This window comes from Dyella silvatica (genome assembly GCF_026283955.1).
Taxonomy (GTDB): Bacteria; Pseudomonadota; Gammaproteobacteria; order Xanthomonadales; family Rhodanobacteraceae; genus Dyella_C; species Dyella_C silvatica.
The window spans coordinates 21,782-42,228 of sequence record NZ_JAPDPE010000032.1 but is presented as its reverse complement, the minus strand read 5'-3'; the positions used below and the strand labels follow the sequence as shown (position 1 = coordinate 42,228).

General features: G+C 60.1%; 17 protein-coding genes and 1 pseudogene. 10 read left to right on the top strand and 8 right to left on the bottom strand.

From position 1 onward, the window contains the following. Positions 1-606, bottom strand: a pseudogene (locus tag OUZ52_RS08670) (serine hydrolase domain-containing protein); the annotation flags it as partial. Positions 607-845: 239 nt separating this feature from the next. Between OUZ52_RS08670 and OUZ52_RS08665 the strand changes: the two are divergent. The 4 genes from OUZ52_RS08665 (at position 846) to OUZ52_RS08650 (ending at position 5,779) form a co-directional block, all read left to right on the top strand. Next, on the top strand, positions 846-1,427 hold the full coding sequence (locus OUZ52_RS08665) for a TetR/AcrR family transcriptional regulator (protein ID WP_266157989.1): 582 nt from the start codon (positions 846-848) through the stop codon (positions 1,425-1,427). Then, positions 1,411-2,835 (top strand): nitrilase-related carbon-nitrogen hydrolase, encoded by a 1,425-nt coding sequence (locus tag OUZ52_RS08660; RefSeq protein WP_266157988.1) that lies wholly within the window; start codon positions 1,411-1,413, stop codon positions 2,833-2,835. Before OUZ52_RS08665 ends, OUZ52_RS08660 begins: the two co-directional genes overlap by 17 nt. Positions 2,836-2,955: 120 nt before the next feature. Further along, positions 2,956-3,603: a dihydrofolate reductase family protein gene (locus OUZ52_RS08655; protein WP_266157987.1), complete on the top strand. Its 648-nt coding sequence runs from the start codon at positions 2,956-2,958 to the stop codon at positions 3,601-3,603. Between the two features lie 298 nt (positions 3,604-3,901). After that, positions 3,902-5,779 (top strand): glycoside hydrolase 5 family protein, encoded by a 1,878-nt coding sequence (locus tag OUZ52_RS08650; protein ID WP_266157986.1) that lies wholly within the window; start codon positions 3,902-3,904, stop codon positions 5,777-5,779. A 203-nt stretch (positions 5,780-5,982) separates the two neighbouring features. Here the strand turns inward: OUZ52_RS08650 and OUZ52_RS08645 are convergent, their stop codons facing one another. From OUZ52_RS08645 to OUZ52_RS08635, 3 genes are all read right to left on the bottom strand, one after another. Beyond that, entirely contained in the window at positions 5,983-6,363 is a 381-nt protein-coding gene (locus OUZ52_RS08645; protein ID WP_266157985.1) for a hypothetical protein, read from the bottom strand. Between the two features lies 1 nt (position 6,364). Continuing rightward, positions 6,365-6,853 (bottom strand): hypothetical protein, encoded by a 489-nt coding sequence (locus tag OUZ52_RS08640; protein ID WP_266157984.1) that lies wholly within the window; start codon positions 6,851-6,853, stop codon positions 6,365-6,367. A 120-nt stretch (positions 6,854-6,973) separates the two neighbouring features. Next, entirely contained in the window at positions 6,974-7,273 is a 300-nt protein-coding gene (locus OUZ52_RS08635; protein ID WP_266157983.1) for a hypothetical protein, read from the bottom strand. A gap of 219 nt (positions 7,274-7,492) precedes the next feature. Here OUZ52_RS08635 and OUZ52_RS08630 point away from each other — a divergent pair, with 219 nt between their 5' ends. Continuing rightward, complete coding sequence (locus OUZ52_RS08630) at positions 7,493-7,933, top strand: hypothetical protein (RefSeq protein WP_266157982.1); 441 nt, start codon at positions 7,493-7,495, stop codon at positions 7,931-7,933. A 335-nt stretch (positions 7,934-8,268) separates the two neighbouring features. Here OUZ52_RS08630 and OUZ52_RS08625 read toward each other — a convergent pair whose 3' ends face one another. From OUZ52_RS08625 to OUZ52_RS08615, 3 genes are all read right to left on the bottom strand, one after another. Then, the gene (locus tag OUZ52_RS08625; RefSeq protein WP_266157981.1) at positions 8,269-9,036 is read right to left on the bottom strand and encodes a TSCPD domain-containing protein; all 768 of its coding nucleotides are present in this window, start codon (positions 9,034-9,036) and stop codon (positions 8,269-8,271) included. 89 nt (positions 9,037-9,125) lie between these two features. Further along, the gene (locus OUZ52_RS08620) at positions 9,126-9,866 is read right to left on the bottom strand and encodes a hypothetical protein (protein ID WP_266157980.1); all 741 of its coding nucleotides are present in this window, start codon (positions 9,864-9,866) and stop codon (positions 9,126-9,128) included. Positions 9,867-9,978: 112 nt separating this feature from the next. Further along, positions 9,979-12,156, bottom strand: coding sequence for an adenosylcobalamin-dependent ribonucleoside-diphosphate reductase (locus tag OUZ52_RS08615; protein ID WP_266157979.1), 2,178 nt, complete (start codon positions 12,154-12,156; stop codon positions 9,979-9,981). Between the two features lie 354 nt (positions 12,157-12,510). Here OUZ52_RS08615 and OUZ52_RS08610 point away from each other — a divergent pair, with 354 nt between their 5' ends. The 5 genes from OUZ52_RS08610 (at position 12,511) to OUZ52_RS08590 (ending at position 19,753) form a co-directional block, all read left to right on the top strand. Continuing rightward, positions 12,511-13,896: a DegQ family serine endoprotease gene (locus OUZ52_RS08610; protein WP_266157978.1), complete on the top strand. Its 1,386-nt coding sequence runs from the start codon at positions 12,511-12,513 to the stop codon at positions 13,894-13,896. A gap of 195 nt (positions 13,897-14,091) precedes the next feature. Continuing rightward, positions 14,092-15,546, top strand: a complete 1,455-nt coding sequence (locus OUZ52_RS08605) for a LysM peptidoglycan-binding domain-containing protein (RefSeq protein ID WP_266157977.1) — start codon at positions 14,092-14,094, stop codon at positions 15,544-15,546. A 31-nt stretch (positions 15,547-15,577) separates the two neighbouring features. Further along, the gene (locus tag OUZ52_RS08600; protein WP_266157991.1) at positions 15,578-16,270 is read left to right on the top strand and encodes an HAD family hydrolase; all 693 of its coding nucleotides are present in this window, start codon (positions 15,578-15,580) and stop codon (positions 16,268-16,270) included. Between the two features lie 207 nt (positions 16,271-16,477). Next, positions 16,478-17,857: a leucyl aminopeptidase family protein gene (locus OUZ52_RS08595; protein WP_266157976.1), complete on the top strand. Its 1,380-nt coding sequence runs from the start codon at positions 16,478-16,480 to the stop codon at positions 17,855-17,857. A 117-nt stretch (positions 17,858-17,974) separates the two neighbouring features. Beyond that, the gene (locus OUZ52_RS08590; protein ID WP_266157975.1) at positions 17,975-19,753 is read left to right on the top strand and encodes a M1 family metallopeptidase; all 1,779 of its coding nucleotides are present in this window, start codon (positions 17,975-17,977) and stop codon (positions 19,751-19,753) included. 68 nt (positions 19,754-19,821) lie between these two features. On the opposite strand, the gene OUZ52_RS08585 is transcribed toward OUZ52_RS08590, so the two are convergent. After that, complete coding sequence (locus tag OUZ52_RS08585) at positions 19,822-20,430, bottom strand: DUF4126 domain-containing protein (RefSeq protein WP_266157974.1); 609 nt, start codon at positions 20,428-20,430, stop codon at positions 19,822-19,824. Between the last annotated feature and the right edge of the window lie 17 nt (positions 20,431-20,447).

Here is a 20,447-nt window from a genome sequence, read left to right as displayed (position 1 = left end):
GATGCCGAGCAATGCGTTGGTGAAAGATTTGGCAACGGAGTAACTCAATAGCGGTGTATCGACGCCAAAGCCCGCGGCGTATCGCTCGGCGATCACATGGCCATGCTTGACCACCACCACGGCTTTGACGTCTTTGACCAACTGCCCGGGCTGCTCGGTAAACAGGCGATCCAGCGCCGCCGTGATCAAGGGATCGGTGCTGACCACCGCTTCGGCTGGCGCAAATCCATCCGACGCAGGCATCGGCGCAACCGATAACGGCGATGGCGACGGCAGGTTCTCCGGATAGACCAGGCGACAACCGTAACCCGGCGTGAAATCGGCGCGGGCATGCACCAACCCGGCAAATGAGGCTTCTACCCGATGATTCGCACGGTCCACGCTGTAGCGCAAAAACCGCTGCCACGGACTGCCGAGCATCGGCGCCACCAGTTCCCGATAAGTGGCTTGCGCATCCTGGCCACCGACAAAAATAACCGAGCACAAATTATGTGCCGCCATGCCGGCACCCACCGCTGGGGCGCGATCCGGCCGAAACACCGCGACAGCGACTGCCGCCGCAAGCAAAACCGCCCCACCGACCCACAATATCTTGCGCTTTGCCATATGCCGTTACCCCTGCTCAGGCCATCGAAGTGTCCCGGCAAGCATGCACCAACTGAGCGCCCTGCAAGAGGCGATCGGGGACGAACCTGATCTGTGGGAATGAACGCTTGCAGCAAGCGCTCAACACTTGTTGATGCAAGAGCGCACCATGACCAGCTTGCCAAACGATCATGGGCGATTCCCGATAGCCCGGAAGTCACGCGTTGCATCGCCACGCTCGTCATGTATACACTGTATACATGACACGTTTAACGACTGCCGAAAAAATCCTCCGCGCCGCGCACAAGCTGTTCGATCGCGAAGGTGCCGATGCCGTAACCATGCGCCGCGTTGCCGATGCCGTGGGCATTACGCCCATGGCGATCTACCGCCACTTTCCCAATCGCGATGCCTTGCTGAAAAGGCTTTCTGACGACAGTTTCAGCGCGGTCGCGCACGAGTGGGAGGAGAGTGCGCGAAGCAAGGATGTACTCAAGCGCTTGATGGCTTTGGCCGACCCTTACCTGGACTATGCGCTAAGACATCCGCATCTGTTCGATCACGCCTTTTCGGTGCGCCGCGACGATGCGCGGCTGTATCCCGAGGATTTTCGCGCCGGCCACTCGCCGACCTTGAACGTCGTGGTCGAGGCGATCAAGGCCGGCATGGCCAAGGGCGTGCTGAAACAAGACGACCCCTATGACGTTGCCATGGCGATATGGGCGCAACAGCACGGCTTGATCGTGCTCTATCGCGCGGGTCGTTTCAGCTATGACGAGGCGCAGTTTCGTGCCTTTTATCAACAATCACTGGGGAGATTGATTCATGGCCTCAAGGCCTGATGGTTTTGTACGACCCGCCTGGCTGGCGGCGACCGCATTGGCTGCTCTGGGCTGGTGGTTCGGCAGCGGCCTGCATCCGCTGTGGTGGCTTTCCTGGCTCGCACCACTGCCGGTGTTATGGCTGGCTCCGCGAGTCAGCGCGCCATCGGCCGCGCTGGCCGCCTTTGTGGCCTATGCCATCGGCGGGCTCAATCAGTGGACCTATATGCACACGTATATCGGCCTGCCGCTGCCGGTGATTGCCTATGCCACCGGCTTGCCCAGCCTGATACTCGTGCTATGCGTGTTGTTGTACCGGCGATTGCTGTGGCGTGGCCACACCCTGGCAGCGGCGTTCGCGCCACCGGCGTTATGGGTTGCCTGCGAGTACATCAACAACCTGCTTTCACCGCATGGCACCTTCGGCAGCATCGCCTACACCCAGATCGATGCGCTGCCGGTTATCCAGGTCGCGGCTATCGGCGGCATTTGGGCGATCAGTTTTCTGCTGTTGCTGGTGCCCGCCGCGATAGCCGTGCAGACGGCACCGCTGGCAAGCAAACAGGGCCGCGTGTCGGCCGCTGCCATCGCGGCGATATGCATCGCGTTCACCGTCGCCTACGGTAGTTGGCGCTTACAGGCACCCGCCACGACAACGATGCGCATCGGCCTGGCGTCACTGCAAAAGCCGATCATGCCTTCGCTGCAAGAACCCAGGGGGCAGGCGCTGGAGGCGCGTTACGCGGAGGCCATGACGCGTTTGGCGAATGCCGGCGCGCAAACCGTGCTGATACCGGAAACCTCGCTCACCACCACAGACGCTACCGTGCCGGCCTTCGCAGAGCTGGCGAAACAGCGCGGCCTGACCGTAGCTGCCGGCATCAACTTCAAAGGCGACCCCAGCACCCCGCGCAATATGCTGACCGTGTTGCAGCCGGGCGCCACCTCGCCCGCCACATACAGCAAGCATCACCTGCTTATCGGCCTTGAGGAATACACCCCTGGCGACAGCTATACCTTGCTGCAAGGCACGCCACGCATCGGGCTGGCGATCTGCAAGGATCTGGATTTCCACGACACCGGCCATGCCTACGCCACGCGCAATACCCAGCTGCTGCTAGTGCCGGCGTCCGATTTCATCGTCGACGGCTGGCTGCACAGCCGCATGGCCATCATGCGCAGCGTGGAAAGCGGCTTCGCCATGGCACGCGCGGCGCGCAATGGTCGCCTTACGCTAAGCGATGACCGCGGCCGGGTGGTGGCCGAGGCATCCAGCGAACAGCGAGACGCCGAGCTGGTGGGTGACTTGCCGTTGCGCGATACGCACACGCTGTATACGCGCTGGGGCGACTGGCTTGTATGGTTCGACCTAGGGGCCTTGGCGGCATCGCTGGCACTGGCTTTTCGGTGGCGTCGCGCCGCAGCATGAAGCACATCGCCGCCTTTCGTCTTTAATCTCAGCCGGCGTTGCCATAGTCTGCCTCCCGGATCTCCATCATTGCGTCATCGTCCAACGGTTCATTGTCACTGACCCATCGCGAGGAAAGTCATGTCGAAAGTCCGCGTACTAAGCTTCGCCATGTCCACCGACGGCTTCAGCGCCGGGCCGAATCAGAGCCTGGATAACCCACTCGGTGTCGGCGGCATGGAACTGATGGAGTGGTTTTTCCATACCCGCATGTGGCGAACCATGCAGGGCCACGACGACGGCGAAACAGGCGTCGACAACCGTATTGCCGAGCAAGCTTTTGCCGGCATCGGCGCATGGATTCTCGGACGCAATATGTTTGGCCCAGTGCGCGGCCCATGGCCTGATGACAGCTGGAAGGGCTGGTGGGGCGACGAGCCGCCATACCACACGCCCGTCTTCGTATTGACCAAGCATCCGCGTGCATCGCTGAAGATGGCAGGAGGCACCGAGTTCCATTTTGTTACCGAGGGCATTCACGCCGCCCTGGAGCAAGCCACCGCGGCCGCCAACGGTGGCGATATCCGCATCGGTGGTGGCGTGGCCACGATCCGCCAGTATCTGCAAGCGGCGTTGATCGATGAACTGCATCTCGCCGTCCGCCCCATCCTGCTCGGCTCTGGCGAGCATCTTTTTCACGGCATCGATATGCGTGCGCTGGGCTATGAATGCAGCAGGCATGTTGCCGGCGAGCGTGCGATGCATGTTTATTTGAGCAAGCGTGGGTGATCTACAAGCATGACTTCGCCGCGATGCGCCGTGAAGATAGCGAGACCCATGCGGTATCGAAGAACATAAATTGATGGGCTTGCCATCAGTTGCCTATGCCTGAGCTATCCCTCGGCCTAGGTGCATCAGAAGACAGAGGCTCGCGTGTATCGGCACCAGCGACGATCAATGACCTAGCAATTCGAAAAACCAAGAACATGATTGAAGAACGTAACATTGAGACGCGATCATTGGAGTGACTCAATAGTCCAAATGGCCTTATCCATTTGCAGCTATGGCTCTCACTAAGGAGACGAGAATGAAGCGTTATAGATGGATGACTTTTTTTCTGCAGGCCATACTTTTTTTTGGCGTTAGCCTCGATGCACTTGCGACCGCCAGCGGATCGATATCTTCCAGCCCCTCACACCTAGTTATCGAAAAAGGCGCTTTGGGTAGCTCGACCATATCGTGGACCACATCAGGCACTGCGGATGCCCAAGTCTACGTATCGAATCCCGGCGGCCAGGAAACGCTTATGGCGCAAGGAGCCTCCGGCAGCGTCTCGGCGCCCTGGATTGTTTCAGGCCAAACCTATGTCTTCCGGCTTTATGAGGGGACGGCGCACTCCAATATCCTGGCCTGGTCAAGCGTCACCACTCAGGCGTCTCCGGCGAACACCTTTGGCTTTGATTATTGGCCCGCAGGCCATGGCGATGACACGCTTTACAACGCGAACTGGCCGAGCTTGAGCCCCACGGTTCAAGCGGATCTCGACCATATCTCCAGCTTGGGCGGCGGCGTGATTCGCATATTCTTCTGGCCCCAAGTCAGCGGCTTCACCGTATCCAGTGGCAATGGCGGCCAGTTCAACAGTCAGCTCACTGAGATTTCCGGAAACCTTCCGTCTTTTCTCAAACTGTGTGCCGACAGAAATATAAGTGTCATCGTTACCTTTGGAAATAATTATTACAGCGACAACGATCCAACCTCTGGTCTGCCTTGGTGGGCCTGGGCTTACGGAAACACCAATCAGGGATTTTCAGCCTTTCTCAATGACACCGCCACGTGGATGAACAAAATCGTAGGCGCCATTGAGTCCTCGCCATACGCGAATTCTGTTATCTATTACGACTTGGAAAATGAGTACTTCCAGCAAACCACGAACGCACAGTGGTACATATCCTTCTTGTATGACTGGTCGAATGTTCCAGATGGAAAGCGCGGAGTATCTGTTTTAAATGCGGCGCCTGACGCGGCGGACTTGGCATTTGCGCTCAATAACGCGGCGGGTCCAAAACTAGGCACGCGTCATCTCGACTATGTCGATTTTCATAGTTACATCACGCCGCAGACGTACCCCAATTACGTCTCGAATACGCCCTCGCAAGCGGCTGCCACAGTAAAAAGCATCTTCCCTGACGCCGCCATCGTCATGGGAGAGTTCGGCTACCAGACGGGCGACACTAGCCCCAATGGATCAGCAGATACGCTTCAACAGCAGCGCGCCACTCTCAATGCGATCAATGATGCTCAGCAAGCAGGCGTGTCTTACTACCTTAACTGGTTGATCTGGGATGCCATTGCACCAGCGCAGCGGACTCCAGCGTTCGGCGCCAACCCTAACTCCCCAAGAGATGTCATGGGCGGGGTCTCTGCCGCACTGGGGATTCTCTACAACCCTGACATGGAAATCGTGAGCAATGGAGCACCTGCCGGGTGGTCTATTGGAGGCACCGTGCCTGCCACGCTCTCATCACAATCCGGATATGGTGTCGGCAATGCCTCGACGAATTACAACTATGCCCGCGTCTCGACGAGTCAGACGTCTGGTGCCGTCTGGATGGTATCGAACCAATTTCCAGTCAAAGGTGGCCGCCAACTATTTATGAACTCGTATATCCGCTCCAGCATGCGCAATGTTGGAATGGCTATAACGGAGTACGACCAGAACCGAAATAGCATCAAGAGCGATGCTGGTCCAACATTCAACCCAACCAGCTGGGGCTTCGTAAACTATCTGCAGCAAATAAGCTCAAGCTGTAGCGGTGCGGCTGTCGCGCAGGACCAATGCTCTTGGAATGTCACGCTGCAACCTAATACGGCATACGTGATCATTTCCTTCAATGCACAGCCTGGGGCCACAGCGCCCTCCTATCTTGATGTTGACACGGTATCCGCGTGGCAGCGCCCGTAGCCGCTGCATGATCGGCTTCGAGCAGAGATAATGAAGTTAATGAAAGGCCCCTCGATTGAGGGGCCTTTCAACGCTCTCGCCTGGGAGAGAAACAAAGGGCTCAGAGACCGATGGGAGAGCCACGCTTTCGATCGACCTCGCAGCGAAATCGTGGCAACCCGCCTGAGTTCGTCTGCCATGAATATCTGAATAGCGTTAGCGCTTCAGCGAGACGCCCCAAGCAAGCCCACCCGGTACCCAGCCACACGCAGCCTGCGGGTGGCCTTGGCGTTCAACACCAATAACACGATCAAGCCCAGCAGCGGGACGAACATGAGAATGAGCAGGATGATCTTTGTCGCAGTGGAGTAACCCATGCCCGCGGCAAGACGAAAGATGCCGATCAAGCCCATCACCAGCGCACATAGCAGGACGAGCCAACCGACCCAAGCCAGGTTTGCCTTGGCCGCCGCGGCAAGAAGGTAGGTAAGCACCGCGTAGATCACCAGCTTCTGCCCACGGGCGATCTGCTCTATGCCGACACCGCCGGTTATCGGTGTGGACACATCGGCCGTTGGCGCCTGATACGGATTATTCGTGCTCATGTCATTCCCTGTTTGATGAATCATCGTCTTGCCCAAAGACTTCGCGATACGCCTTGGCATCATGCCGTAATGACTCCCGCGCGCGCTCTTCGGTCAATGAGCGCCAGCTCCAGGTAATGAGCAATCGCTGGTGTTGTGTTTCTCCCTGGGCAATGGCGCACCAGAACTGGCCATCTGGTGATCGGCAAAGCCAGTTCGCATCGAACGTGACGGCAGGCCAAAACTGCCCGCGCATGATATTGCCCATCGCGCGATGCAGCACCGACAGCTGGCGAGCAGGCAGCGAAATGCCGTTGACGGTAATGGCCTGAGTGAGAAACGAGGCCGCCAGCAGCTTGTCGATATCCTTGCTGTGCTGGAGCGACGAAAGCCATGGAGACACCAACAGCAGCAGGCAAAGAGTAAGTATCGGCCACATGTTTTCCATGCCATTCCCCAGCTGCAATCGACCTAATGCGATTGTTATATTGAGTATGACAAAGGGCGGCATGGCTGCCGCCCTTGTTTATCTACACGGCCATAACCAAGATAAAAGCGCAGATCATTAAGCCCAAATAGCACTTAAGCCAATCCACTTCTTTTGCATGGCCTTAGTTTTAGGCCCCTCTCACTAGGGACCTTCTAATCCGGCAATCAAACGCTGATCGCGCGGAATCGCCGGGTTAATCGTTGCCACCGGAGCCACCGGCAACGTAGCGGTCGCCTGCGCTTGGGGCGGGTCGTTGGTGCAAAGACGGAAGCAGCCGAGATAGTCGGCCTGGCAATGGGCCTGGCTCTGACCCGAGGCAACACAATTTGCGACTAATTGTTCGCAGTACGAGCAAGGCTGTACGTTGGCGCGGGCAGCCCCGGCCGAACCCAATACCCCAACGGCGACCAGGCATGCAGATAACGCAATATGACGCAGCATAGGTTTCCCCCTCCCGTGGATACTCCCCCCGGCCGGCGATACTACTCCCCTGTCGATCGGCGGCAAGATGATGAAAGGCGATATCAAAACGAAGCTTTTTTATTCGCCAAGGAATGGCGGCCATTAAAGCCAAATACGACATCCGTTTAAATAACACCAACAATCTGCCTCATAACCTGGAGATCGTTTGCTATCTTCCAAGGTCAAAGGCACCACGCCATGAATGACAATACCCCCATGCCAGCAACACGCATCTATGCCGACTTTAACGGGCTGGTTGATGGCCCCAGAAACCCTCAACGACTTGCCGTTGTATTGGACACTTGGGGCTCTCTTCGCGACCTTGCCAATGCGGGCCTGATACTGCGTGAGGGTTTACCGCTGATCGCCGTGGACTGGTCAGACGATGAGGAAGATCTCGAGGGACACGGAACCGCCCAGTACGACCACGATGCTCAATGGTGGGTCATTGAGTTTGACGAGCTGGGCGTTAGGTATGTGCCCGCCGGCGACAGAAGCCTGGTCAACGAATTCCTCTGCGTGCAATGCCGGCTGCCCATTCGCGGGCTATCATCTTCTGCGATATGCAAGCCGGGTCAACCTTGCCCTTATTGCGGCACCAGCGTGCTGGGGCCCTTTATGCCGCCGCCAGCGCCGTAATCTGGAGAAATATCGCCCGATACAAGATCAATCTACGCGGCAAGTCCAGGCGAATACCAACTCACGTCCACCGGGGAGACCATCGTCAACCCGGATGTCACTGTCACATTCTCAGTTCGGACGTCAGATAAGCCCGCTGGCTGATGCCGAAAAGCTCACGATGCAGCGATAGAGAGCAAGCCGGGTAGCTCTATAACATTCGGCGTTGCGGATGGAGCTCAGCAATGCCGGCATAGAGACCGCGGCAGCAACTCCTGCCATCCGCCGCAGCGTGAGTCAGCCGCAGAGCCGCGTGACTGGTCCAAGGCCTTTTGACCTCTGCACCACCGGTACCCTTAGCCGCACTTACTGTACCCGCAGTTCAAGCAGGTCTGGCAGCCGTCCATCAGCACCAGCGCCTTGGTATTGCACTTGTGGCAAAGGCTGGCGCCGGGCGGGAAGCCGTTGGAATCAGCGCTATCGGCAGCGGGTGCAGCGGCTGGAACCGCCGCTATCGCCGGGGCAGCGCTTATTTCAGAGTTTTTTTTTGCGGCGGCGCCGGCCTCGTAGGCGGCGCGCTTTTCGGCGATGAGGGCACGGGTGGAGTCGCTCATCTCGGGGTCGTGGATGAGGCCGATCATCTTCATGTGCTGCTCGATCACCCCGCCGATCTCGGCCACGATGCTGGGCATGTAGATGCCGCCGGCCTTGAAGTAGCCGCCGCGAGGGTCGAATACGGCCTTGAGCTCTTCGACGATGAAGGTAACGTCACCGCCCTTGCGGAATACGGCAGAGAGAATGCGGGTAAGCGCCACGATCCACTGGAAGTGGTCCATGTTTTTCGAGTTGATGAAGATCTCGAAGGGACGGCGCTGTTCGTGCGGGGTACCGGCGTTGAGCACGATGTCGTTGACGGTGACGTACAACGCGTGCTCGAACAGCGGCGACTTGATCTTGTAGGTGGAGCCAACCAGCGTCTCGGGACGCTCCAGGCTCTCGTGCATCTGGATCACTTCCGCCTTGGGTGCCTCTGGCGGCTGGGCGGGGGCGGCGGCCGGCGCGGCCTTGTCTTCGGGCTTGACGACTTGGTAGCCCTTGATCTTGGTTTCGATCTTGATCGCCATGGTGTGTGCTTCTTCTGGTGAGCTTTGGCGGCGCGCGGCGCGGATGAAAAATCCGGCCCGGCACAAGGCCGGGCCGGATCGGTAACGACTTACTTTTTACGGCTGGCCTTCTTGGCAACCGGTTTACGGGTTGCCTTGACGCTCAGCTTCTTGCTGGCAGTGGACCTCTTGATCGCCTTAGCGGCGACTTTCTTGCTGGCGGACTTTTTAACTGCCGCCTTTTTTGGTGCGGCCTTGTGGGCCGTCTTTTTGCTGCTGACCTTCTTTGCGCCGGCCTTCTTGGCAACCTTGGCAACGGCTTTCTTCACCGCTTTCTTGGCGACCTTTGCCTTACCGGCAACTTTCTTGACGGCCTTCTTCACCGCTTTCTTGGCGGCGCCGGCCTTCTTTACGCTGACCTTCTTGACCGCCTTCTTGGCAGCAACTTTCTTGGTTGCGACCTTCTTGGCAACCTTCTTGACCGCTTTCTTCACGGCCTTTTTAGCGGCGCCGGCTTTCTTGGCCACTTTCTTGACGGCCTTCTTCACGGCAGCCTTCTTCGCGGTTTTCTTGGCGGCAGCGGCTTTCTTGGCCGGTGCAGCTTTCTTGGCGGCTTTCTTGGGAGCAGCCTTTTTGGCGGCAGCCTTCTTCGGCGCTGCAGCGGGAGCGGCTTCGACCTTGGGCGCCTCGGCTTTCTTCGCTACGGGCTTTTTCGCTGCCGGCTTGCGCTTGGCGGCTTTCTTGGGTGCGGCAACCGGTGCGGGCTCGCTCACGGCTTCAACAACCTGCGGCGCTTCCGGTGGCATGGTGATGACGCTTTCTTGTACTTCAAAGTCGAGATCAATGGACATACTGTGTTCCCCTCCGACATGGATTTGGTATTTGTCGTGAACCTTCTACGCAAGGCTTACGCGTTTACTGCTAGCTCTTCAATGTTAGCCATTCTACGCATGCGCCGCACATTTAGAACTTACCGTAATAGCCTTCCTTCAAAGCATCGAACAAATTGGCGGCGGTGTGCATCTCGCCATCGTATTCCACTTCTTCGTTGCCTTTCAGTTCGATAACGCTACCGTCTTCTAGCTCGAACCGGTAGAGGGTACTTTCCAGGTCGGACTCTTTCACCAACACGCCCTGAAATGCGGCGGGGTTGAAACGGAACGTCGTGCAGCCTTTCAAGCCTTGTTTATAGGCATAAAAGTAGATGTCTTTGAAATCTTCGTAGGGGTAGTCGGTGGGTACATTCGCCGTTTTGGAGATGGACGAATCGACCCACAACTGTGCCGCGGCCTGGATATCGACATGCTCTTTCGGGCTGATGTCGTCGGCGGCGACGAAGTAGTCCGGCAGTTTGGTCAGCGTATCGGTGCTGAACGGCATGGCGTCGGCATTGATCAGCGCGCGGTAGGCGAGCAACTCGTAGCTGAACACCTCGACCTTCTCTTTGGTCTTGCGGCCTTCACGAATCACATTGCGCGAGTAGTGATGGGCAAAGCTGGGCTCGATGCCATTGCTGGCGTTGTTGGCCAGCGACAGCGAAATGGTGCCGGTCGGGGCGATCGAGCTGTGATGGGTAAAGCGTGCGCCGGTCTCGGCGAGCTGGGCGACCAGGTTGGGCGCGATGCTGGCGATACGCTGCATGTAACGGCTGTACTTGGCGTGCAGCAGGCGGCCGGGAATGGTGTCGCCGACGCTGTAGCCGTCACTGACCATTTCGGGGCGCTTGCGCAGCATGTCGCCGGTAACGGTGAAGTCGCGCAGCAAGATCGGTGCCGGGCCCTTTTCCTTGGCCAGGTCAAGCGCGACCTCCCAACCGGCAACGGCCATTTCACGTGACACATCTTCGGTAAAGGCCACCGACTCGGCGCTGCCGTAGCGGTGCTTAAGCATGGTCAGGGTGGTGCCCAGGCCGAGGAAGCCCATGCCGTGGCGCCGCTTGGAGAGAATTTCTTCACGCTGCTGCGGCAACGGCAGGCCATTGATCTCGACCACGTTGTCGAGCATGCGGGTGAAGATTTTCACTACCTCGCGGTATTCGTCCCAATCGAAACGCGCCTTGGGGCCGAACGGATCGCGCACGAAGGTGGTGAGGTTGACCGAGCCCAGCAGGCAGGAGCCGTACGGCGGCAGCGGCTGCTCGCCGCAGGGGTTGGTGGCGCGAATGTGCTCGCACCACCAGTTGTTATTCATCTCGTTGACCTTGTCGATCAGGATGAAGCCCGGCTCGGCGTAGTCATAGGTGGAGACCATGATCATGTCCCACAGATGGCGCGCACGGATCTGACCGTAGATCTTGCAGGCGACCAGGCCGTCGTCGCGGCCGACGTAGTTTTCGTGGGTGGGCCATTCGCGCCACACCACTTTGCTTGCGTCGGTGAGGTCGTTCTCGTCTTGTTCTTTCACATGGATCGGGAACACCAACGGCCAATCCTGATCGTGCTCCACCGCCTGCATAAAGCCATCGGTGATCAGCAGGGACAGATTGAACTGGCGCAGGCGGCCATCCTCGCGCTTGGCGCGGATGAACTCTTTCACATCGGGATGACTGACGTCGAAGGTGCCCATCTGCGCGCCGCGGCGACCGCCAGCGGACGACACGGTGAAACACATCTTGTCGTAGATATCCATGAACGACAGTGGGCCGCTGGTGTAAGCACCCGCGCCGGAGACGTAGGCACCGCGCGGACGCAGCGTGCTGAACTCGTAGCCGATACCGCAACCGGCCTTCAGCGTGAGGCCGGCCTCGTGCACTTTCTCGAGGATGTCGTCCATCGAGTCGCGGATGGTGCCGGACACGGTGCAATTGATGGTCGAGGTGGCGGGCTTGTGCGCCAGCGCGCCGGCGTTGGAGGTGATGCGGCCAGCGGGAATCGCACCGCGGCGCAGCGCCCACAGAAAACGCTCGAACCAGTGTTCGCGCAGTTCGGGCGTGGCTTCGACTTCGGACAGCGCGCGTGCGACACGCTGATAGGTTTCATCGACGCTGCCGTCGACCGGCTCGCCCGACTTCGCTTTCAGACGATACTTTTTATCCCAGATGTCATAGGACGCTGGCTGCAACGGAATCGCCGCAGCGGCATCGCGACTTACATCTGATCCATTACTGTTTGATCCCACGGCTTGTGCTCGCACGATGCTCATCGGCTTCCTGACCTCTCGGTATGGCCTTCACGGCCCCGTTGGTTTTTATTCTGATCGGCTTAGCCATTCGCGACGGGGCCCCCGTGCAGCCAGTGCTATCAAACCGTTCGCCCGAAGGCGTCCTGCCTGAATCCTTGCCTGGACTGCGACAATGCTCCCTACAACCGTGGCGCCAATAACAACACTTGGGTTTTACCCTGGCACCAACACACAAGATATTGTGGTTGCGAACGGAGTTGAAAGTTACCCTCGCACCCGCCCGATGTAAAGTCTTTTTGTCTACGGAACCGTCACGCAGGTTATGAGTCAAACCCGCGTTCGTTTTTACCGCTGCCATCCAGTCAAGGAGCCCTTATGCACGTCCGTCCCGTCCATCGGCTTGTTACGTGGTTTGCCGCCGCGTTAATCAGCTTGTCTGGCACGGCTTTGCCGATCGTTGCGCACGCCGCCTTGCCACCTGCACTGGATGGTCAACCGCTGCCTTCGCTGGCACCGATGCTGGAAAAAGTGACGCCGGCGGTGGTGAATATTTCAACCAAGACGCGTGTGCGGGTACGCGATCCGTTTTTCGACGACGCGATGATGCGCCAGTTTTTTGGACTGCGCGGGCAGCCACGCGAACGCATCTCGCAAAGTCTCGGCTCGGGCGTGATCGTCGATGCGGCCAAGGGTTATGTGCTGACGAATAACCATGTGGTGGGCGGTGCCGATGACATCACGGTGACCTTGCAGGACGGCCGCGACGTCAAGGGCAAGTTGATCGGCACCGACCCCGATACCGATGTTGCCGTCGTACAAATTCAAGCGAGCAACTTGCAGGCGCTGCCGCTGGCCGATTCGGCCAAGCTGCGCGTCGGTGATTTCGTGGTGGCGGTGGGTGACCCCTTCGGCCTGGGGCAAACGGTGACGTCGGGCATTGTCTCGGCATTGAGCCGTTCGGGCCTGGGTGGCTCGGGCTTTCAAAACTTTATTCAGACGGATGCCTCGATCAACCCCGGCAACTCCGGCGGCGCGCTGGTGAATTTGCGCGGCGAACTGGTGGGCATCAATACCATGATCTTCTCGCCGTCGGGCGGCAACGTCGGCATCGGCTTTGCCATCCCCAGCAACCTCACCCTTGAGGTGATGCAGCAGCTGGTTGCGCATGGCAAGGTCAGCCGCGGCAACCTGGGGCTGGAAACGCAGGACATTACGCCGAGCATTGCGCAGGCACTTGGCCTGAAAAGCAGCAACGGCGTGGTGGTGACGCAAGTACAGCCCGACTCGCCCGCCGGTAGAGCTGAAGTGCAAGTGGGCGACGTGCTGACAGCGGTCGACGGCAAACCGCTGCGCAGCCCGCAGGATCTACGCAACGCCGAGGGCCTGTTGCCGGTCGGCAGCACCGTCAGCTTAAGCGTCATGCGCGGCGGTAATAGCCGCGAAGTACGCGCCACTCTGGCAGCGGAGAAACTAGCCACGCTCGACGGCGGCAAACTGGATCAGCGCCTGGCCGGCGTTACCTTTAGTGAGCTGCCACAAAACCAGCGCGGCCAAGGCATTACCGGTGTCACGGTAAGCGGCGTCAATGCGGGCAGCCGAGCGGCCAAAGCAGGCTTGCAGGCGAATGACATCGTGGTCGCGGTGGGCAATTTACGCATCCCTAGCCTGCGTGTGCTACAACGCCTCGCCGGCGTCAATCCACGCCAACTGGTGTTGATCGTGGCCGGAGACGGTGGGCTTCGCTACGTGGATCTGCAGTAAGCGCAGGGGGCTTACGAAACGACCCGGACCTGGCCGCCCAGTTCTTCACCGTCAATCATTACTTAAACGCAAATCTGCAGCCGTGCTTGATGTTTTGCTCGTAGGCAGTTGAAATACCGAATCTTCGTCACCTGCTTGCACGCTTCGGATGGCTGCATGCGATCGCCATCACTTCGCCCTGGATTTCCCAACACCATGTCCTTCCGCCTTGCTCGCCTTCTTTCTTTTGCCTTGATCGGCACCTGCGTCACGACCGTTGCCATGGCGGCCGGGCCCACCCTGGTATGGCGCGGCGATGTCACCACCGCACGCGGCGTGGTTGTCGATGTGGCCAAGGCCTGGGAGAAGTCCGGCAAGGGCAAGATTGAACTGCAATCGTTCAATACCGCCTCGGGCCTGGAAGCGGTCGCCAGCGGCACCGCCGACCTCGCCGGCAGCGCACGCGGCAGCGCCGGCGGCAGCGAAAGCGGCCTAGAGTTCACGCCGGTGGCCTGGGATGCGCTGGTGGTGATCACCTACCCGTCCAATCCGGTCAACAGCCTGACGCTGAGCCAGCTGCACGATATCTACTACGGCAAGATCACCAACTGGAAAGACCTCGGCGGCAAGGACGAGCTGATCAACGTATACGCCGTGGCCAGCCCCGGTGACGGCGTGGAACACAGCTTGCGCCGCCTACTGTTCGGTCGTGGCAACCAGCCGGTGGCCGCACCTCGCTTGTACGTGAATACGGCCAAGCTGGAAGAAGCCGTGGCGCTGGACTCCAAGTCGCTGGGCGCGACCACCCTGGCCGGCGTGCATAACAACCGCAAGGTAAAAATCCTCAAGATCGATGACGTTGCACCAAGCAGCGCAACCATCAGCAGCGGCGCCTATTCGCTGTTTACCCCGCTGTACCTGGTAACTAATGCCAATAGCCCGAAAGCCGCCGATACCAAGGCCTTCGTCGACTTCGTCACCAGCGATACGGTGAAGTCGGTGCTGCGCTCGCATGAGCTGGGTCCGTACGCCGACGGCGAGGCATTGGTGGCAATGGACAGCTCGCGCCGCGCCAAGATTCTTGCCGAAGTGGGCGCACGCCCGAGCAGTGGCACCGAAACCCCGCTCGCCGCTCCTGGCGCGACGCTGGCAGCCCGTTCGGCGGTGGCACCAACCTCGGCACTCACCCAGCAGGCCAAACAGGCGCTGGAAGCACGCAATGCCAAGAAGGATGAGCCGCAGTTGGCTGGCGTCACCGGCAGCGTGGAATCGAGCGCACCAGCCAGCCTCAAGGGTGTGCATGGCGACGCGATCACGGTAAGCAATGCATCGGCCCACGGTGCCGATTTCGCCAAGGTCACCAGCGACGTCTATGTCAGCTACGGCAAACTGGCCAGCAACAAGCCGGCGCCGGCCAAAGAAGACATCAGCAAGGAAAGCACCGGCAAGGCGGCCAAGCAGAGCAGCAAGGTCGCCGCCGCGGAGCCCGCCAGTAAGCCGAGCAAGCCGGTGGCCGCCGCCACGGCCAAGACTTACAAGGTCGGCAATGGCGAAACCCTGTATTCGATTGCCAAGAAGCATTCCGTGGACGTGGCCCAGCTGCGTAGCTGGAACCACATCAAAGACAACACCGTGCATCCAGGCCAGGTACTGCGCGTCAGTGCACGCTGATGTGCCGCTGAGTGCGCATTGACGCGCATGCATTCTTGCCCTAACCCTCGATCTCGACGACACCCTGTGGCCGGTGATGCCGGCCCTGGAGCGTGCGGATAGCGAACTCGACGCTTATCTGCGTGCCCATTACCCCACCGTTGCCGCCGCCTGGCCGATACCCGCGATGCGCGAGTTGCGTGCCAAGGTCGCCCTGGAGCGCCCAGATCTGGCGCACGATTTCACCACCCAGCGGCACATCACGCTGCAGCAAGCGTTTGCCGCCTGCGGTATCCACGAGGTGCCGCTGGATACGCTGTGGAATATCTATTTCAACGCACGTAACAGCGTGGATCTTTATCCCGACAGCCTGCCCGCCCTGGCACGCATTACCGCGCGCTGGCCTATTGCCAGCCTGACCAATGGCAACGCCGATCTCGACCGCATCGGTATCCGCGAGCATTTCGCGCACCATGTCTGTGCCCGCGACAGCGGCACCCTCAAGCCCGATCGCCGAATCTTTCATCTCGCCGCCGAACAGCTCGGCATCGCGCCGAGGCATATCCTGCATGTCGGCGATGACCCCGAACTGGATGTAGTCGGCGCACGCGACGCTGGCCTGCACGCTGCCTGGATCAACCGCACCGGCGAGCGTTGGCCGAACGCGCTCGGCGCCGCACCCGATCTCGAACTGCATGACATGACCGCCCTGGCCGATTGGCTGGAAGCGCATCACGCCTCGTAGAAGCCCACGCACGGAAGATCGAGCGCCCAGGCTGGATAGGTTGGGTTGAGCGCAGCGATACCCAACATCGGTGAAGCCACTGCCCGTAGTGACAGCCCATCACGGTCCGCCAACGCCCCGTCATTTGCGTCCCGAAGATTCAATCCGCCATCCTGCCCGCATTGCCGCTACGCTCATCACCTACTTACGCCCCCGTTTGGACCTTGTATGTCTTCCCTGATCGAACGCAAATCCGGCGAACGCCAAAGCATCGCCATCGAAACCACCGACACGGCAAACTACACCGCCACTCGCCGCCGCCTCACGGCTGTACAGCGTCGCTGGTTGGCCGAAAGCGGTTTTGAGGCCGCACCCGGCAGCTTTGCCCTGCTCGCCGATGCCAGCGGTAAATTGGTGCGCGTACTGGTTGGCGTGGAAGCGAATGATTCGCTCGGTGCGCTCGCGGCCTTGCCACGCCAGCTTCCCGATGCGGTCTATCACCTGGCGGACGAAAGCGTGCTGGCCGATGCCCAGCAGGCGGCCCTGGGTTGGGCGCTTGGCGCCTATGAATTTACTCGCTACCGCAAGGCCAAGCGTGCGCCCGCCAAGTTGGCGGTGAACGCCGCCGACCTGAAAGTGCTAGCGCCCTTGGTTGCCGCCACCGCGCAGGTGCGCGATCTGGTCAATACACCGACCGAAGACATGGGCCCCAAGCAGCTGGCCGAGGCCGTCAAGCAACTCGGCAAAACCCACAAAGCCAAGGTGCATGAGTGGGTGGGGGACGAACTGCTCAAGGCGAATTTCCCCACCATCCACGCGGTAGGTCGGGCCAGCCATCGCGCGCCACGGCTGGTCGAATTGAGCTGGGGCAAATCCAGCGATCCGAAGCTGGTGGTGGTCGGCAAAGGCGTGTGCTTCGACACCGGCGGTCTGGACCTGAAATCCGCCGACGGCATGCGCTGGATGAAAAAGGACATGGGCGGTGCGGCGCACGCCATCGCGCTGGCCGGCCTGATCATGCAGGCCAAACTGCCGGTGCGGCTGACCTTGCTGATCCCGGCGGTGGAAAACGCCGTGTCAGGCAACGCGATGCGCCCAGGCGAAATCATCACCACCCGCGCCGGCTTCACCGTGGAGATCGACAACACCGACGCCGAAGGCCGCCTGGTCTTATGCGATGCCCTGGCCTATGGCGCCGAACAGCAGCCCGACCTGATCTTGGATTTCGCCACCCTCACCGGTGCCGCGCGCGTGGCGCTTGGCCCCGATCTACCGGCCCTGTTCGGCAACCGCGACGACATCGCCGATACCGTGCTGGCGGCCGGCCGCAGCGTGAATGACCCGCTATGGCGGCTACCGTTGTGGCGGCCGTATCGCAAGATGCTCGAATCGTATCTGGCCGATTTCGCCAATGGCGGCCCCTCGCGCCACGCCGGCGCGATCACTGCCGCGCTGTATATGGAGCGCTTCGTACCCGACACCACGCCATGGCTGCATCTGGACACCTACGCCTGGAACGATGCCGATCGGCCGGGCCGGCCGCGTGGCGGCGAGGCCATGGGTGTGCGTGCGTTCTTTGCCTTCTTGCAGAAGCGCTATACGCGCTGAGCGACGCGCTTACCCCTCCCCGCTATCGGGGAGGGAGATGCAAAGCATGACTTTCGGCGATACCCCTGCCGGGCATTCGCTGCCATTCTGCGAAGCTTCGCCCATCAGCCTCCGCCCATGACTCTGCGCCCTCGCCTGCTTACCCTTGCACTTGCCACCCTGCTCGGCTCCAGCGCCGCCTGGGCCGCCGACAAACCCATCAACAAAGCAGCGCCCGTACCCAGCCAGCCGCCGTTGAGCGCACAGACGGAACGCTCGGGTGGTGTGATGCCGGCCGAGCAGGCCCGTGTGCATTTCGATCACGCGGCGCTGCATATCGCGGTGAATCCGGCGCAGCAGCGTATCGACGCCAGCGCCACCCTGACCTTTACCGCTCGCGCGGCCACTGACCTGTTGCTGCTGGATCTGGATCACAACCTGCCGATCAGTGCGATCGTGCTGGATGGCAAGCCGCTGGCGAACAGCGCCTGGAGCAATCCAGACGGCCGGCTGCGAATCCAGCTGCCGGCGACGCTGGCGGTCGGCGGCAAAGTAGAGGTGGAAGTGCGATACGGCGGCAAGCCCCATGTCGCCCAACATGCCCCCTGGGATGGCGGCTTTGTCTGGAGCAAGACGCCGGACGGCCAGCCCTGGGTTGCCAGCGCGGTCGAAGGCGAAGGCTGCGACTTGTTCTGGCCCTGCATCGATCATCCGCAGGGTAAACCGGACCTGGTCGATCTCTATGTGACGGTGCCCAAACCGTTAGTGGCTCCGGGCAACGGTGTGCTGGTCGAGATCAAAGACGAAGGCGATCGCCGCACCTATCACTGGCGTGCCAAGCACCCCACCACCTACGCCATCTCGATCAACGTCGGCCCCTTCGAGCTGTTAGAGGCGAAGTACAGCAGCCACTACGGCAATACGATTCCGATGCAGTTCTGGCATCTGCATGGCGATGAGCACAACGAGCAGCAGGCCAAGGCGTTGTTCGCCGAGTTTCCGCACATGCTGGATTTCTTCGAGCAGCAGATCGGTCCGTATCCATTTGGCGACGAAAAAATGGGCGTGGTGGAAACACCGCACCTAGGCATGGAGCACCAGACCATCAATGCCTATGGCAATGGCTACGCCAAGGGCCCGTTTGGCTTCGACTGGCTGTTGCAACACGAGTTTTCGCATGAGTGGTTCGGCAATCAGGTCACCAATGCCGACTGGGACGACATGTGGATACACGAGGGTTTCGGCACCTATATGCAGCCGCTGTATGGCCAGTACCTCTATGGCGACATGCCGTACTTCACCATGCTGCACGAAGAGCGTATCCAGCTGAAAAACGCGTATCCGGTGGTCGCCGGCCATAGCCAGTTCGAGCATCAGGTCTATGACGCCAAGAGCGGCCCTGGCAACGATATTTATTACAAGGGCTCGTTGATGCTGCACTCGTTGCGGCAGCTGATCGGCGATCATGCGTTCTTTGAAAGCATTCGCCGGCTGGTCTACGGCCGCCCCGATCCGCAGCCGGGCAATTTCACGCCGCGCTATGCCAACACGCGCGACTACATCGATATCGTCAACCAGGTGACCGGCCGTGACCTGAGCTGGTTCTTCAACGTTTACCTGTATGAGGCCACGCTGCCCAAGCTTGATGTGCAACGCGAAGGCGACACGTTGAACCTGCGCTGGGTGGTGCCGCACGACAAGCCGTTCCCGTTGCCGGTGGAGGTACAGGTGGGCGAAAGCGTGCGCACGCTGCCGATGGAGCACGACGAGGGTCATCTCGATGTCCCGGCCGGCACGCTGGTCATTGTCGACCCGCGCTCGAAACTGCTGCGCGAGCTGCCGCATGTACCGGAGCTTCAGCAGTGGATGAAGGAGCAGAGGGCGGCCAAGGCGGCTAAAGCGGCGACCTCGAAGTAATCCGCTGCGCTAACTTGGCGAGGTTGAGCACGTGCCAGCTAGCATGTGCTCAACCTGCCCTGCCAAGCTCAGACGGGGCCCGACAGTGCCGTCCTGACGCTACGCAATCGTCGCCACAACGCGCGTAAGCCGCGCACGATCTTCGGCAACAGCCAGATCAGCAACACCACGAACAACCCCAGCAACACCAGCAGTGCTACGGGGTGGCGCCACATCAAGTACGTCGCGCCGAGCAGGGAAATATCTTCGCTTGCGCTGGCCGTCCAATTGCTGAAAGGCTCCGGCGAGGTGTTGATAAGCGCGCGACCGCCCATCTTGGCCAGATGCGTACCCGAGACCAGTGCCCCGCCCATTAAAGCGGCGGCGAACTGCTCGCTCGGCGCGGATTCTTTAAACACCCCCCAGGCCAGCAAGGTGCCGGCAGGGATGCGGATAAAGGTGTGAATGGCATCCCACACGCTGTCGAAACCGGGGATTTTGTCGGCCAGAAACTCGCCCAGCATCAACACCCCGGAAACGCCGAGCACCCAGTTATGGGTAAGCATCTCCAGGCCGGCCGGCAAATGCACGAAACCCAGCCGGCCCAGCATGCCGGCGATGAATATCGTGGCGTATAGGCGGATACCGCTGGCCCAGGCCAGCCCGCCAGCAAGCGCGACGTTCGGCAACATATCCATGGTGTCTCTCGGGTGAA

Excerpts from the sequence above, each read along its gene's own strand:
- OUZ52_RS08665 (WP_266157989.1), top strand. The coding sequence starts at position 846 with ATGACACGTTTAACGACTGCCGAAAAAATCCTCCGCGCCGCGCACAAG.
- OUZ52_RS08660 (WP_266157988.1), top strand. The coding sequence starts at position 1,411 with ATGGCCTCAAGGCCTGATGGTTTTGTACGACCCGCCTGGCTGGCGGCG.
- OUZ52_RS08655 (WP_266157987.1), top strand. The coding sequence starts at position 2,956 with ATGTCGAAAGTCCGCGTACTAAGCTTCGCCATGTCCACCGACGGCTTC.
- OUZ52_RS08650 (WP_266157986.1), top strand. The coding sequence starts at position 3,902 with ATGAAGCGTTATAGATGGATGACTTTTTTTCTGCAGGCCATACTTTTT.
- OUZ52_RS08645 (WP_266157985.1), bottom strand. The coding sequence starts at position 6,363 with ATGAGCACGAATAATCCGTATCAGGCGCCAACGGCCGATGTGTCCACA.
- OUZ52_RS08640 (WP_266157984.1), bottom strand. The coding sequence starts at position 6,853 with ATGCCGCCCTTTGTCATACTCAATATAACAATCGCATTAGGTCGATTG.
- OUZ52_RS08635 (WP_266157983.1), bottom strand. The coding sequence starts at position 7,273 with ATGCTGCGTCATATTGCGTTATCTGCATGCCTGGTCGCCGTTGGGGTA.
- OUZ52_RS08630 (WP_266157982.1), top strand. The coding sequence starts at position 7,493 with ATGAATGACAATACCCCCATGCCAGCAACACGCATCTATGCCGACTTT.
- OUZ52_RS08625 (WP_266157981.1), bottom strand. The coding sequence starts at position 9,036 with ATGGCGATCAAGATCGAAACCAAGATCAAGGGCTACCAAGTCGTCAAG.
- OUZ52_RS08620 (WP_266157980.1), bottom strand. The coding sequence starts at position 9,866 with ATGTCCATTGATCTCGACTTTGAAGTACAAGAAAGCGTCATCACCATG.
- OUZ52_RS08615 (WP_266157979.1), bottom strand. The coding sequence starts at position 12,156 with ATGAGCATCGTGCGAGCACAAGCCGTGGGATCAAACAGTAATGGATCA.
- OUZ52_RS08610 (WP_266157978.1), top strand. The coding sequence starts at position 12,511 with ATGCACGTCCGTCCCGTCCATCGGCTTGTTACGTGGTTTGCCGCCGCG.
- OUZ52_RS08605 (WP_266157977.1), top strand. The coding sequence starts at position 14,092 with ATGTCCTTCCGCCTTGCTCGCCTTCTTTCTTTTGCCTTGATCGGCACC.
- OUZ52_RS08595 (WP_266157976.1), top strand. The coding sequence starts at position 16,478 with ATGTCTTCCCTGATCGAACGCAAATCCGGCGAACGCCAAAGCATCGCC.
- OUZ52_RS08590 (WP_266157975.1), top strand. The coding sequence starts at position 17,975 with ATGACTCTGCGCCCTCGCCTGCTTACCCTTGCACTTGCCACCCTGCTC.
- OUZ52_RS08585 (WP_266157974.1), bottom strand. The coding sequence starts at position 20,430 with ATGGATATGTTGCCGAACGTCGCGCTTGCTGGCGGGCTGGCCTGGGCC.